The sequence below is a fragment of the Rhodohalobacter sulfatireducens genome (assembly GCF_022012475.1).
Taxonomy (GTDB): domain Bacteria; phylum Bacteroidota; class Rhodothermia; order Balneolales; family Balneolaceae; genus Rhodohalobacter; species Rhodohalobacter sulfatireducens.
The window spans coordinates 1-15689 of sequence record NZ_JAKLWS010000039.1; the positions used below are offsets into that span (position 1 = coordinate 1).

11 protein-coding genes are annotated in these 15689 nt (G+C 39.8%); 9 read left to right on the forward strand and 2 right to left on the reverse strand.

The window, feature by feature from the left end:
* Window positions 1–675: 675 nt before the first annotated feature.
* Window positions 676–2445, reverse strand: coding sequence for a capsule assembly Wzi family protein (locus tag L6773_RS18800; RefSeq protein ID WP_237856090.1), 1770 nt, complete (start codon window positions 2443–2445; stop codon window positions 676–678).
* Window positions 2446–4077, reverse strand: coding sequence for a capsule assembly Wzi family protein (locus L6773_RS18805; protein WP_237856091.1), 1632 nt, complete (start codon window positions 4075–4077; stop codon window positions 2446–2448).
* Window positions 4078–4444: 367 nt separating this feature from the next.
* Here L6773_RS18805 and L6773_RS18810 point away from each other — a divergent pair, with 367 nt between their 5' ends.
* The 9 genes from L6773_RS18810 (at window position 4445) to L6773_RS18850 (ending at window position 15669) form a co-directional block, all read left to right on the forward strand.
* Window positions 4445–5650 (forward strand): Wzz/FepE/Etk N-terminal domain-containing protein, encoded by a 1206-nt coding sequence (locus L6773_RS18810; RefSeq protein ID WP_237856092.1) that lies wholly within the window; start codon window positions 4445–4447, stop codon window positions 5648–5650.
* Window positions 5651–5723: 73 nt separating this feature from the next.
* A complete protein-coding gene (locus L6773_RS18815) occupies window positions 5724–7526 on the forward strand; it encodes an ABC transporter ATP-binding protein (protein WP_237856093.1) in 1803 nt (600 codons plus the stop codon).
* 44 nt (window positions 7527–7570) lie between these two features.
* Window positions 7571–8584 (forward strand): UDP-N-acetylglucosamine 4,6-dehydratase (inverting), encoded by a 1014-nt coding sequence (pseB, locus tag L6773_RS18820; protein ID WP_237856094.1) that lies wholly within the window; start codon window positions 7571–7573, stop codon window positions 8582–8584.
* A gap of 35 nt (window positions 8585–8619) precedes the next feature.
* Entirely contained in the window at window positions 8620–9846 is a 1227-nt protein-coding gene (gene pseC, locus L6773_RS18825) for a UDP-4-amino-4,6-dideoxy-N-acetyl-beta-L-altrosamine transaminase (protein ID WP_237856095.1), read from the forward strand.
* A complete protein-coding gene (locus tag L6773_RS18830; protein ID WP_237856096.1) occupies window positions 9839–10675 on the forward strand; it encodes an aldo/keto reductase in 837 nt (278 codons plus the stop codon). Before pseC ends, L6773_RS18830 begins: the two co-directional genes overlap by 8 nt.
* 6 nt (window positions 10676–10681) lie before the next feature.
* On the forward strand, window positions 10682–11482 hold the full coding sequence (locus L6773_RS18835; RefSeq protein WP_237856097.1) for an SDR family NAD(P)-dependent oxidoreductase: 801 nt from the start codon (window positions 10682–10684) through the stop codon (window positions 11480–11482).
* The gene (locus tag L6773_RS18840) at window positions 11483–12295 is read left to right on the forward strand and encodes a cytidylyltransferase domain-containing protein (RefSeq protein WP_237856099.1); all 813 of its coding nucleotides are present in this window, start codon (window positions 11483–11485) and stop codon (window positions 12293–12295) included. It abuts the gene before it with no gap.
* Between the two features lie 324 nt (window positions 12296–12619).
* Window positions 12620–14569, forward strand: a complete 1950-nt coding sequence (locus L6773_RS18845; protein ID WP_237856100.1) for an alpha-ketoacid dehydrogenase subunit alpha/beta — start codon at window positions 12620–12622, stop codon at window positions 14567–14569.
* On the forward strand, window positions 14566–15669 hold the full coding sequence (locus L6773_RS18850; RefSeq protein WP_237856101.1) for a PglD-related sugar-binding protein: 1104 nt from the start codon (window positions 14566–14568) through the stop codon (window positions 15667–15669). The genes L6773_RS18845 and L6773_RS18850 overlap by 4 nt, the downstream gene beginning before the upstream one ends.
* Window positions 15670–15689 lie beyond the last annotated feature (20 nt).

Here is a 15689-nt window from a genome sequence, read left to right on the forward strand (position 1 = left end):
TTTAAAGCTATCACTATAGGTAGGTTGGGGTTTCTTCTGTTTATTTTTCATCGGCTGACTCCTTAAATTGTGTCAACCTATTTCAGTTTAAGACCCTTCGCCAATTCCCCTTGCTTCCGTTTTTTCTTGAAGGCCGGATGATTAGAAAGCCTAAAACGTTATTCAAACTTCTCTGGGAAAATAAAGGTCATGACCCTTCGGGATTCGTTACTTTTTTCGCATAAAAAAAGTGATTCCCCCTAATCGGCTGCAAGAGAATAGATTGCACCTGTGCAATCTCACACTCCAAAGGAGTGTAATATCTTTAGCCCGCGGCAAAAACAGGAGTGAAACGATCTGTTTGCAGCCGTGGGTTAAACGGAGGTATCATTAAAACCCCCGAGGCGATGAACATTGAAAAAGCTTGATTGTGATCGAGGGGTCGGGGATAGAGTTGATGATAGGCCATATGGGGCAAGAGAGTAGAAGTCGGAGCTTGGGAACGAGTAAAATGAAATCAAGCCGGAAAAAGGGTCACAAGTGACGCTTTGCTGACAGTTGCGCCAGTTGGGGACATTATTTCAGTTGTTAACATAGAAAAAGAAATTGCGGGAATAGAGATTCACCCGCTCTTGATAAGTGGTGAGAAATTAATATTCCCAAAAATCTAAGATTTAATATCAAGCTCGCGATAATTCAAAACGTGTAAGAAACCCCTGCACTAAACTGAATATTTGATTTATCCATCGGCTCGAATGTGGCGATATTGATTCCGCGGCCAAAGTCTCCGTAATTATATCGGCCATAGTTAAATAATTTAGTCCATGAGAGGCTTGCCGAGATTAAAAAATCACGATAGTAAATAAGCCCTTTGGTTCCGAGGGTGAGATCGGTTCGGTTTCTCCAGTAGTCTCCAAATCCTCTGCGAAACTCTTCAGGCCGATCTAAAAATCGGTCGTATTCGTAGTGAAAATGGTTATTATCTGCCATCCTGCGGACAAACACTCCAATTCGGCCACTATCAAAATAGCTGTCAAGGCTTAGAAACTGGCTGTTTGAACCCGGTCCGATTGCCGCGCCCAACAGTTGACCTTCGTTAGTATGTCCCTGGCGTACTTGTTGGTCTGTATAGTAATAGTTTTGGGGGCGTACCTCCTCTAAATAGCCGGGAGTCATGTTTGTGAATTCCACATTCAGCTTATAGAAATGCATATACTCACCCATGATAAGCTTTTGCAAGCCGAAAGCGTAGCCACTGTTGTGGCGGGGTTCCATCAGCAGGTCCCTGGAGTCGTATGCATAATCATCCCGAAAAAATTCGCCGTAAATTTCCATTTTGCTTTCCGGCCACACCCACCTGGCGTACAGAGAGTTAAGGTGATTTCTTGGTTTTACCTGATCGAATGGTCCTCTCGTTTTAACAAAGTTCTTCACCAGGATGGGGTCAAAAATCAAACCGTAATCCACGGGCTGTAATATTCCCTGCTCCATATAGGTATGAACGGCCCGGGTTATCCCAAGATGTACATTTGGGGCAAAAAACGGTGAGTAGGAGAAGTTTACAGCGTTCATGAATCGATCCTGCTGAAACTCATCCTCTTGATCATAATACTGCGAGTCTTCCGGAAAACCACCCATGTATTTAAATTCGAAACTTCCAACGTACGGAACTTTGAGAGGGCCGCGGGTACCAATAAAAAAGTGTTTCATTCCCGGTGCATTATTGCTCATAATGAGCGGGTATTTCACATTTGCTCCCCACCATAATGGTTCGGTACTGAGGCCGGCCTCAATATTTCTGAAATGGATTCGTATGGAAGAGTAACCAAGACTTGATGTTTGAAACGCTTCCGGGCCAAAACGAAAGGGCATATCAATCGCATTCCCCATGCCTTCAGCTACATAACGAATATTCCCATCTTCATCCTCGGGGACGAATCGCGGTATATCAAAAGCTAAATTCTGTTGATTTACCAATTGGGGGCGAAAAGTGACGGTCAGATAATCTGATGTAAGCCAAAAACCACCTTTAAACTCCGTGTTGAATCCCTTTCCATACCATGCTGCTTCATTATTTTGACCGTAAGGGACGGCAGAATTCGCCGTTACTTCAATGTTTGGCCTGTAGATACCGACCTTAAAGTAGGATTGAAATTCATACTCCGGGGTAGTAAATGGTTCACTCCAAATCCCATAATCCCCGGAATCCAGGGACATATACTCCCTGTAGATTTTATCCCATACGGGCCTGTTAGAAAATGATGATAACTCAGATCCATGAAACAGCTGTTGGATCCGAAACTGTTCCTCTTTAATGTCGTCGATAGGGATGATCTGTGCCCGGACAGGTGTAATCCAAACTGTTTGTAAAGCAAACAGAATTGCAATGCCTAAAAAGGGAAATAGCCGCTGCACACGTGGCAACCTTTCTGCATACCTGTTAATATGAAATGGAATCTGATTCATTTATCGACTAAAAATGTATGTTAGTCCAAGCTGAAACTGGATGTTGATTAAGTCATCTCGCTCATAATTTGTGATATTTATCCCACCAAACTCACCATAATTAAAGCGCCCGTAATTATATGCTTTTGTCCAGGTAAAACGTCCGTTGATGTAAAACGGGTCCGGTCCGTACAGAAAATTTAAACCTAAATTCAGATTCACACGATGTCGGAAAAAATCACCAAATTCTTCTGATGGAGTGATACTTCTGGAACCCTGTGCGAAGTGGAAATTTTCATTATCAACCAGGCGCTGTGCAAATATGCCAAATTTATAATTTCCCTTATAGGCATCGATAGAAAGAAACTGGCTGTTTGAACCGGGCCCGATCGCAGCACCCAAAATTTGACCGCCATTGGTATGTCCCTGTCGCACCCGGCCATGTGTGTAGTAATAGGCCTGGGGACGAACTTGCTCCAGCTGTGTGGTTGTCAAGTTGGTGATTTCGACATTAGTTTTCAGGAAATCAATCCCGGGGAGGAATGAAAGTTTTTGAAACCCAAACGTATAAGCACTGTTATGGTGCGGCTGATTGACGAAGTCTCGAATATCATGACTATGGTCTTCCCTGAAAAACTCTCCATAGATTTCAGCGTTTGTACCGGGAAGCTGAATATGTGCATAAAAGGAAGCGGCTTGATTTTTATCCTGTACACCTTGAGTACTTTGATTAAAGCTGGAAGACAGACTCGTTGGATCGAGGGACAGTAATGCATTGGACAGGCTGAATCCGCCTTCCTCGTAAAGGTGTATCACACGAATGGCACCAATGGTAAGATTTTTCCAAAAAATTGGAGAGTAGGCGACATTCAATGCGGTTGTAAATCGTGTTTCATTTTGTCCCGGACCATCGAAGTAATCTGAGTCTTTCGGGTATCCAAAGATCCACTTTAACTTTATATCGCCAAAATAGGGGACGCTGAACGGTTCGTGATTGCTTAGAAAAAAGTGTGGAATTCCCGGAGCATTATTACTGAAAAGCAGGGGGTAACGAACGGCTGAACCCCACCACAATGGCTCTGTGCTGAAACCGGTTTCAAGTTTTTTGTAATGCAGGCGAATGGAACTGTTTCCCGGGTCAATAGTGGTGTATGTGTCGGGGCCGAAACGAAAAGGGGCATCTAAGGCAGCACCAATACCCTCGGCCACATATCGAATATTGCCATCGGCATCCCTTGGAATAAAACGGGGCCTTAAAAAGTCAAGATTTTCCTGGTAAATAATATGCGGGCTAATATTTACTGATAAATAGCGGGATGTCGCAAAAAATCCACCTTTGAATTCCACATTAGATCCCCGGCCATACCAAGCCGCCCCGTTATTCTCGCCATATGGAATACGGGAGTTATAAGTCTGCTGAATAAAGGCAGGTAGTAATCCTACATTAAACCCCTGATTAGAATAAAGTGCCGGGGCCGATAAATCGCGATTCCACCAGCCCGTATAGTTATCCGATTGGCTTATAATGGATCGATATCTATCTGTTGAAACCGGCCGGTCAATCAATGGAAAATTAACTGTATCGGCTAAAAGAGAATTGATTTTTAGTTGCTCATCCTGCAAACTTCCTACTTCAATGATCTGCGCATTCAACCGCTCGGTAGTAAACAGTATGAAAGCTGCACAAAGAAAAAGAAACGGGAACTTCTTTGTATGTTTATTCTTAAAAAAAATAAAATGTTTTGCTTGTTGGATCACGAGAGGATATCAATGATACATTAAACGTCTGCAAATGAGAATTATTAGCAGGAAGTTATTCAATATATATGTGTTATAAAATTGATAAAGAAGAAAACAAATAAAGGTAGTATGTTAAATTGTACGAAAGAAATACTATTTGGTAAATGATCGTTTACAGAATAAATTTCAGGACACTTTGAGTGAATTTGTTTTTGTATTAAGACCATAAATTATTGTATCATTCGAAGCTACGTTAATAAGTAAAGAATAGAACTCTAAAATGAGCGATACCCCCGACAATCCTGTCAACAGTTTAGAAGTAGAAAAGGAGACACAAAACAAGAATAGAGATCATCATTCTACAGCGGACAGGTCCGAAGAAGAGGTAGATATTTGGGATCTCGTAGCGATGATATGGAACAACCGGATCTATATCATATTATTTGCAATTGCATTCACGTTGATTGGTTTGTTTCATGTTACATATGGACCTGCTGAGCAATATGTTTCGAATGCAGTTCTTCTGCAGGAAACTGCGGGAAGTGGATCAAATACCCAGCGTTTATTGCAGCAATTTGGCGGAGCTTTTGGATTTAGTACTTCAGGGGGAGGAGAAGCGGGTCGTATTTCCGCAGATCTGTATCCTTTCATTATCAGCAGTGCGGCATTTCAAAATGAGATTATTTATGAAGAGTTAAATTTTTCAACTTTTGAAGAGCCCCTAACTCTCCATGAGTATTTTAATGAGCACTACGAAAAACCAATTAGAGATTCTGTTTATGACCTGGCTTCAAAATATACAATCATGTTCCCTTTCACTGTTATTGATTTTGTTCAGGGTATATCTTTTACGGAAAAAGAGAAAGATAGTGTTGAGGTAGTTGAATATGACGACAGGATTTTAGAACTGTCTGCAGATGACCAGGCTGCAATGACAGAATTGACAGAGCGAATTACGGTTACGATCAATGGTAATTTAATTGACGTAACCACCCAGCTTCCGGATCCCGAGGCAGCGGCTATGCTGAATGTTCTGGTGATAGAGAAAATCCAGGAATACATTACTGAGTACCAGGTTGAAAAAGCCCGAAATAACCTTGAGTTTATTCAGAGACAATATGAAAGAGCGAAGCAGCAGTATGAGCAAGCGCAGAATGAATTGGCTACATTTTTAGATCAAAATGTGAACATTAGCACGAATGTTGCCAGGGTAGAAGAGGAACGTTTACAAAATGAAACCAACAGAGCGAACAATATATATAATTCGGTTGCGATTGAATTAAAACAGGCAGAATTGAGGCTACAAGAAGAGACGCCAATATTTAGCATATTACAGAAATCCAGATTACCAACCACAAGTGTTGGAAGTTCATATCAATTGGTTGTCGTTTTTGCTATTGTGGGTGCAATAATTGGTCTTATGTATATTTTCGGGGTGGGGATTTTCAAAAAAACAATTGAGGAGATCCAATTGAAGGCTGTATAAGTCATCCTTCGATGGACATTAAGGTCATAACTATTTAAAATAATAAAGAGACGTACTTACAGATTGTAAAGATATGTATGAATCATTAAAGAAAATTTATTTGCTACTGCCAAGGAAAGACCATCTTAAATTTGGTCTTCTCTTCGTAATGATGATCGTCGCATCATTTTTCGAACTCGTAGGTATAGGCCTGATACCTGCATTTGTTATCAGTATTGCTGAGCCTCAAAAGATTTTTGATCTTTATATTGTTGGAGATCTTTTACTCGATTATGGGATTGATAATTCTCAGAAACTGGCTTTTTTCGGTGCCAGCCTTCTTATTGCGGCATATATCTTTAAAAATATCTATCTGACATATTTTCAATATTTAAAACAGAAGTTTGTTTTAAATAAAAAATTGATACTTCAGAACAGGCTATTTAAAGCGTACATGACAGCCCCCTATACATTTTATTTAAGCAAGAATTCAGCCGAACTGCTTAGGAATGTCAATGGTGAAGTGGGTAAGATTATCACCGGAACTATGCTCCCGCTTTTAGATATTAGCCTTAACACCATCATGTTTCTTTTCATCGTTGTTACACTTTTGGTGCTCGAACCCGTTATAACGATTATCACCGTGATCATGATGGGTGGAGGCGGATATCTTTTTCTAAAGATTACACAGAAGAAAACGGAAGATTCCGGCCGAATCAGCAGGCTTGCAAGTGGAGACATGAATCGAATGATTCTGCAAGGCCTTGGTGGATTTAAAGAAGCCAGAGTTCTGAACCGTGAAAACCTATTCCTAAAACAGTATAATAAATTTGCAAAAAGAGGGATCGGTGCACATATATATCAAACGGTTGTAAAAAGTTTGCCGAAACCGATTATTGAAACCCTTCTTGTAGTTGGAATTCTTACCGTAACTTTAATTATGGTTTATGAGGGTCGATCTTTTAGTGAGATTATCCCTGTCCTTACACTTTTCGGAGTCGCTGCAGTTAAACTGATGCCCATATTCAACACCTTTATTCAACAGATTACAAGCATTCGATATAGTGCAGACGCCGTACATGCCGTTTATGAAGACCTGAACTACCTGGAAAATAATTATCCTCAGTTTCGAGAGAGTATTCTATCCGAGACCGATCGCATGAAATTGGATCACGGTATTTCCATACAAAATGTGAGCTATCAATATCCTGAAAGCGATGAATACGCCGTAAAAAATGTCAACCTTGATATTCCAAAGGGATCGGCAGTTGCTTTTGTCGGTGCCTCCGGAGCCGGCAAAACGACCATGGTCGATATAATCCTTGGCCTCTTAGAGCCGGTAAATGGTAAAATCTTAGTTGATGGAGTTGATATTTCAAAAAATCTACGTGGGTGGATGAAGAATATTGGGTACATCCAACAGTCAGATTACCTGTTTGATGAACGAATTTTCAGAAACATTGCCTTCGGAATTCCTGATGATGAGATTAATGATGAGAAGCTAAACAATGCAATTAACGCTGCTCAATTAAATGAATTAATCAAAAAAATGCCTAATGGGTTGCGAACCAGGGTAGGTGAACGGGGAATTCGGCTCTCCGGTGGGCAACGTCAAAGGGTAACAATTGCACGGGCCCTGTACAATAACCCACAGGTATTGGTTATGGATGAAGCGACTTCAGCGCTGGATAATATTACTGAAAAATTTGTCATTGAAGCGATCGAGCGGCTTCGAGGAGACCGAACTATCATCATGATTGCGCACAGACTAACAACTGTAAAAAATTGTGATGTGATTTATTTGATGGAAGAAGGCGAAATTGTTGCAAATGGTACCTATGAGGAGTTGATAGAGGGCAATAAACAGTTCAGAAGAATGTCGCTCGTTGATGATTAGGACTGATATTCAGTATCAAATATAATAGCTGGCATAGAAATTATATGGATTTAAATAACAAATCGATTTTAATAACCGGTGGAACCGGGTCTTTCGGGAAGGCATTTGTAAAGAGAGTTTTGAACGAATGGCCCAATATAGAAAGGCTGGTTGTTTACTCACGTGATGAACAGAAACAGTTCAAAATGGAGCAGGAGTTCCCAAGAAAAAAATATCCAATGATTCGTTTTTTCATTGGGGATGTGAGGGATTACAGCAGGTTAAAACGGGCATTAAATGGCATAGATTATGTAATCCATGCAGCGGCAATGAAACATGTTCATATTGCCGAATATAATCCCGATGAGTGTGTAAAAACTAATATTGGCGGTGCTGAAAATTTGGTAAGAGCTTGTCTCTCAAATGGGGTGAAAAAAGTTGTAGCATTATCGACAGACAAAGCGGCTGCACCTGTAAACTTATATGGAGCCACTAAACTTGTTTCTGATAAGCTTTTTATTGCTGCAAATAATATAAAAGGCGCAAACCCGATAACATTTTCAGTTGTCAGATATGGCAATGTGATGGGATCAAACGGTTCGGTAATACCATTCTTTCTTAAAAAAAGGAAAGAGGGTGTATTGCCCATCACAAATCCCAATATGACGAGATTTACGATTACACTGGATGATGGCGTTGATATGGTGCTCCATGCTCTCGAACACGCCTGGGGCGGAGAAATGTTTATCCCAAAAATTCCTTCCTACAGAATCATGGATGTTGCTGAGGCAATAGGCCCTGAATGTGAAAAGAAAATTATCGGTTTGCGGCCCGGTGAAAAAATCCATGAGGAGATGATAACCTCGTCGGATTCATTCTACACATACGATCTCGGCAAGTATTACACCATTTTGCCATCCCAGCATATGTGGAACCTGGAAGATTATTTGGACCATTTCAATGCAAAAAAAGTAGAATTGGGTTTTCGTTATAATTCCGGAGAAAATGATGATTGGGTGAGTGTAGCAGACATCAGAAAACTTATCAGGGAACATTTAGAACCTGATTTTTCGGTATAAAATAACCGGAACTGAGAAGCATAAACATACTTACCATGCAATCTAAATCAAATAAAATCTTTGACCCGATTCCATATGGGAGGCAAAATATATCAGATGAGGATATAGAAGCTGTAAACAGCGTTTTGAGATCAGACTATTTGACGCAGGGACCCGAAATTGAAAAGTTCGAGGAGGCGTTTGCGGAATATGTGGATGCTTCATATGCAGTTGCAGTGTCAAATGGAACAGCAGCTTTGCATCTCTGCGCCCTTGCACTGGGGGTTCATTCCAACAGTAAAGTGATAACAACTCCAATAACGTTTTCGGCATCTGCTAACTGCATTCGGTATTGTGGAGGCGAAGTAGATTTTGCTGATATCGACCCGGAAACCACTCTCATCGATATTGATTTAGTTCGTGAAAAACTAAAGACAGCTCCAAAAGGTACATACGATGGAATTGTACCTGTAGATTTTGCAGGGAGGCCTGTAAACCTGGAAGCACTCCGTCAACTTGCCGACGAGTATGATTTATGGATCATAGAAGATGCTTGCCACGCCCCCGGCGGATATTTTGTCGATTCAAAAGGGAAAAAACAGTTTTGCGGAAACGGGAATTATGCTGATTTGGCAATTTTTTCATTTCATCCGGTAAAGCATATAGCAGCCGGTGAAGGTGGAATGATTACGACAAATGATGAAGTTCTCTACCAAAAACTGCTGAAACTGAGAACCCATGGTATTATAAAAAATTCAAAAGAATACTCTAATGATCTAAACATGGCCATCGGGAAATCAAATGGGTTGGAAACTGAATCCAATGAATATCCCGGCTGGTACATGGAGATGCAGGATTTGGGATATAATTACAGGCTTACAGATTTCCAGGCGGCACTCGGGAGAAGTCAGCTCGGCAAGGCAGATGAGGGCATACGACGAAGAAGAGAAATTGCTTCCTGTTATGCGGAGGCTTTTGCGGGAAAGGAGTATATCCGTCATCAGGCCGGAGTTGTCGAGGGTCATGCTTACCATCTTTATGTTATTGAAGTAGAAAACCGTTTGGGGCTCTACAACGCGTTGAGAGAAAATAATATTTACGCTCAGATCCATTATATCCCTGTTCACCTGATGCCATATTATCAGCAGTTTGGCTGGGAAAAAGGAGATTTTCCAAGAGCGGAAGCGTACTATTCAGGTTGTATCAGTCTTCCTATGTTTCCAACACTGACAGACGAGGAGCAGGAATTTGTCATCGAATGTATCGATAACTTTTATGGATGAGAAGACCCTGAAAATTGGCCTCGGAACTGTCCAGTTCGGAACGCAATATGGGATATCAAACAGGTCCGGTCAGACACCGGCCGGGGAGGTGTCAAAAGTTTTAAAATTAGCACGCCAGAATAGTATTACTCTTATTGATACAGCGTCTGCTTATGGTGATGCTGAAAAAGTACTCGGTCAAAATGATTTATCGGCCTTTCGTATTGTTTCCAAATTTTTACCTCCTGACGATAATCAAACAGTTTTAGTTCAGTTGAAGCAATCTTTACGGGATTTGGGCGTAGAATCACTCTATGGCTACCTTGCCCACCGGCCTATTCATCTGGCAGATCATTTATCGATATGGGAAGAACTGAAATCTTTTAAAAAGAAAGGCCTGGTAGAAAAGATTGGTTTTTCACTCAACACTCCCGAAGAGTTGAAGTACCTGCTACAAAAAAATGTTTTCCCGGACCTGGTTCAGGTACCTTTTAACTATTTTGACAGAAGATTTAAAGATTTAATGATCGAATTGAAAAAGAAAGGTTGCGAAATTCATACCAGGTCAGCATTTCTACAGGGATTGTTTTTTATGGATATCGAACAACTCGATCCCTATTTTTCCGAACTGATACCGCTGATAGATGACCTCCAGGTAAAAATCGGCAATTTGCAAGGAGCGCTCTTGAATTTTGTACTGGAACAACCGTTTATTGATACACTTGTAATGGGGGTTGAAAATAGTGATCAATTTGCTGAAAATTTAGAATCCCTTACAAAAGCTGACACATTACCAAAATTGGAAAAAGATTTACCCGCAACTATTCTTACTCCCTCAAACTGGCCTTAAATATTCATGGTTCACACATTTGATTTAACCGGGAAAGTAATTTTGTTAACCGGAGGATATGGCTACCTCGGAGCAGCTGCTGCAGAAAGCTTATTACACCACGGTGGAACAGTCTATATACTGGGGCGTTCTGAAGAGAAATTTCAGAAAGTATTCGATGGCCATTCGGCCTTGGGGAGCCGTCTTCACTATCAATATTGTGATATTTCGAGTACTCATTCAATCGAAGAAGCATTTGAAGAGATATCAACCCTTGAGAGAAGTATTGACGTATTAATTAACAATGCGTTTTATCTCGGTTCTTTCTATAAAGATGGGTTGGATCCAATCACGATAACAGATGAAGAGTGGCATACCGGAATTGATGGAACCCTTAGCAGTGTTTTTAGATGTATTCGAGGAGTGATTCCGCATATCGAAAAAAGTGATTCACCGCGTATTATTAATGTAGCCTCATTTTTTGGTATAGTTGCACCCGATTTCGATGTATATAAAGAGTTCCCGGAGTTACTCAATCCACCTCACTATGGAACGGCAAAAGCCGGTGTTGTACAGTTGACAAAATATTATGCAAGCTACCTTGGTGAGAGGGGAATTACTGTTAACACAATAACACCGGGCCCATATCCATCCGGAGCTGTTCGTGAAAATGAGAAATTCGTTGAAATGATCAGCAAGCGTACACTCCTAAAGCGGATTGGTGAGCCGGAAGATTTAGCCGGAGCGTTTGTATTTCTTGCATCCGATGCTTCCGGTTTTATGACAGGACAAAATATTATCGTGGACGGGGGTTGGACGACTACATAGATGAAGGTAATTGCAGTTATACAAGCGAGAATTCACTCAGAAAGGCTTCCTGACAAGGTGTTGATGGAATTGCCATATGGATACGGAAAACCTTTACTCAAATGGATTAATGAATCGATTGAGAAAAGTGAGATGATAGATAAATGTATCGTAGCGACCTCCGTAAACAAAGGCAATGAAAAAATTACAAACTTTTGCGATAAACATGGTTATGAATACATCAGGGGTAGTGAAGAGGATGTACTAAGCAGGTTCATCACTATAACCCGGGCCGAGAATGCAGATGTTGTAATAAGGTTAACCGGTGATAATCCAATTTTGGATATTGATATTCTGGATCAGGCTATAACACGACATATTGAAGAGGGGGTAGATTTTACTCAAACATTTGGATTACCGCTGGGTATGAATTTTGAAATAATGTCAGGGAAAGCTCTTCTTTCATTAGATGATGATATAACGAAAGAAGAGAAAGAGCACGTAACATATTATTTTAAAATCAGAGATCATGTTACTACACATGAAATTGATCTAAACACGAATAATGAGTTGGCTGATCTGAGGGTTACGGTTGATTATCCGGAAGATTATTTAGTTGTATCGCATTTATTGTCAAACTTAAGAAATGGTGAAGTACCATCATTATCTTTGGTAAAGAGAGTTTATGAACAAACTCCCTGGATTTTTAAAGTGAATTCTGATAAGACCCAGGTAAAGGTATTTCCAACTATTGAGGAGGAAAAAAAAGAAGCGATTCGATACCTGAGAAGAGTAGGATTTGAAAAGAGCGCTAATATATTCGAAAATAAGTAAGCAGTGAAGTTTAGGGTGAAATCAAAAAACCTTAAACTTGCCGTTGCCTAATGGGACTTATTTGATGACTGAAATAATTTATCCATTTAATTAAATATTCATGATTAACGGACCTGAAATCGGATAAAAAATTCAGAAGATTCTTTTAAAGACTAGAATTATGGAGAAGTAAAATTGGACCCACAAAAGGCATTTACAGTAAATAAAACGAAGTGAAATTTAAATGTTACCGGTCTAATATTTAGAAACTTTATAATTGCAATAGACTAATTTGTAGTAACTTAAGCCGAGATAAAATAAAAACATTAACTCTTCCAACAAATCTTGAAGTATTTAGAAGAAATAAAGCAAGCTCTTTTAATAAGAAAGACTGAAGAAAAATTACTTGAGTTATACAATCAAGGCAAACTGAATGGCACAGTTCATACCTGTATAGGACAAGAGTTTTCGGGGGTTGCCGTAGCTAAGTTTTTGGCAGAGCAGGATTATGTTGTCTCAAATCACAGGGGACACGGTCATTATATTTCTCGTACAGGAGATTTGAAAGGCCTCTTTGCAGAGGTGATGGGGAAAAAGACAGGATGCTCCGGTGGTATTGGAGGAAGTCAACATCTGCATAACAAAAATTATTATTCTAATGGAATCCAGGGGGGTATGACACCGGTTGCAACCGGTTTGGGGCTGAGTTGTAAATTGAAAGAGAACAATGCGATATCCGTAGTATTTATAGGAGATGGAACCTTAGGAGAAGGGATTTTATATGAAACGTTAAACATTGCCAGTGTTTGGGAACTGCCCGTTTTGTTTGTTTTGGAAAACAACGGAATCGCTCAATCAACAAGCATTAAGCAAAGTATTGCAGGTTCAATCTCCAAGCGTGCAGAATCTTTTGATATTAATTTTGAAAATACCAACTCTAATAACCTCAGCGATCTTTTTGCAAAAACAGAAGAGATTGTAACCTATGTAAGAGAGAACTCTAAACCTGGATTCCTGGAAATCAAAACCAACAGATTACATTCCCATTCAAAGAGCGATGATAATAGAAGTGAGAAGCTGCTTGAAAAACTGAATGAGAAAGATTTTCTGAATAACTTTATACAGGAAAATCCGGGCGAAAGCCGGAAACTTTTAGATGAGGTTGAAGATACAATCGAGAATATCTTATTTGAAGTGGAACAAGAAGAAGTATTAAGCAGTTTTGACTCACCTAAATCGTACGAGAGTACAGAAAGTGAATATTCAAATCTTGATTTTTTTGACTACAGGGGAAATGATGCCATTTATAATTCACTTCGTAACATTCTTGAGGAGAATGATCTTGCCGTTTTAATTGGCGAGGATATAGAAACAAGTAACGATTTTAATCCCGGTGAATATGGAGGGGCATTTAAGGTATCAAAAGATTTATCCACATTATTTCCGGGACGGGTTCGCAATACGCCGATTAGCGAAGCAGCCATTGTTGGTATAGGAACGGGTTTGGCACTGGGCGGAGGTACCTCTGTAGTTGAAATAATGTTCGGAGATTTTTTAACACTTACGTTGGATCAATTTTTACAACACGCATCAAAAATCAAAATAATGTATGGCGGAGATATTAAACTACCACTCATTGTCAGAACACCAATGGGTGGATACAGGGGATACGGGCCAACACACAGTCAAAGTATAGAGAAACATTTTTTAGGGATTCCCGAGCTCAATGTTATCGCTTTGAATCATCGAATCAACCCGGAAATCGTATATCACTCAGTTGCAAAAGATTTAACAAGTCCAACATTGATCATTGAAAATAAAATTGCATATACACTAAAAGGAGATAAAGAATTGGTAGATGGCTTTTCCTACCAGGTGACGGATGAAGAGATTCCATCATTAAAAATATCTACCGGCATCGATGAAGTTGATTGTTTAATTGTAGGGTATGGCGGGGCTCTGTTGCAGATTGAAAAATCAATCGGCTACCTGTTTGATGAAGAGGAAATTCTATGCAGTGTTTATTGTCCCTCTAAGATTAATAAAATTAATGTTGCGCCTCTGAAAGAAGAGTTACAAAAGACAAAAAATTTATTGATTGTAGAGGAAGGTACTTCGATTGCTTCCTGGGGTTCTGAACTTATTGCAAGGCTTGTGGAAGATGGAATTGATGATTTAAATGTTCAGAGACTTTCGAATGACACGATAATACCTTGTTCTCTTGAAGCGGAACTTGATTTACTACCGTCCGCCGAGAAAATTATAAGAAAAGTAAAACAACTTGTGCTTGGATGATGAAGGATATCTTAGAAACGATTCGAATTGAGAAAGAAACCGTCAGTGATGATGAATATCTGATAACAGACGTATACAAGAAAAATGAGAGTGAAGTTGAAGAAGGGGAATTATTATTCTCGTTTGAAACATCAAAAGCAGATGTAGATGTTGAAGCAAATAAGTCCGGCATCTTTTATCATAACCTCAATGTTGGCGATTCTGTGAAAGTTGGAGATGAGGTAGCCTATATAACGCAGGAAGTATTAAAGCAGCCTGATGAACTCTTTAGCAAAAAGGAAAAGGCAGTTAAAAAATCTAAAGATTCTGAATGGGAGGGAGTAAGAGTCTCCAGCTCAGCAATGGAGTTGATTCATAAACACAATTTGTCCAGAGATGCTTTTTCAGGGCTTAGTTTCATCAGAAAAAAAAATGTTCTAAAAGTTATTGAGGGTGAATCGAAGACTACGACTGCAGAATCCCCAAAAGAGAAAGAATCACAACCAAATTATAACGACCTGATTATTATTGGCGGGAAAGGCGGAGCCAAAATGGTGATTGAAGCCGTTCGGAGTTCGCAACATTTTGGGATAAAGGGAATTATCGATGATCAAATGAAAAAAGGTGATCATGTAATGGGCATTCCCGTATTAGGAGGTGATAAAGAACTGCTTGAATTTAAAAAAGAGGGTTATAAAAATATCGTTCTCTCATTTAGTTTTCTGAATAACTTGCAAAAGCGGGAAGAGAGGTACCAGTATTTTAAGAATGAAGGATTTCAGTTTCCGAATATTATCCATCACAGAGCAACTGTGGAACCAAGCGTGGTGCTGGGTGAAGGAAACATCATTCTGGCCAACTCTATGGTAGGAAGTGAGGTTAGACTTGGAAATGTTAATTATGTAAATACCGGGGCAGTTATTTGTCACGAAAGTTTTGTTGGTGCGAATAACCACTTTGCACCAAATTCAGTAATTGCTGGAAGAGTAAAAGTGGGGAGTAATAATCTCATTGGAATGTGTGTGACTACATATTTCGAGGTAGAGATTGGAAATAATAATGTGCTTAATAACGGTTATAACGTGATTAAGGATATTGAGGATCATCAAACAAAAAAATGATCGATTAATTCATTGATTAA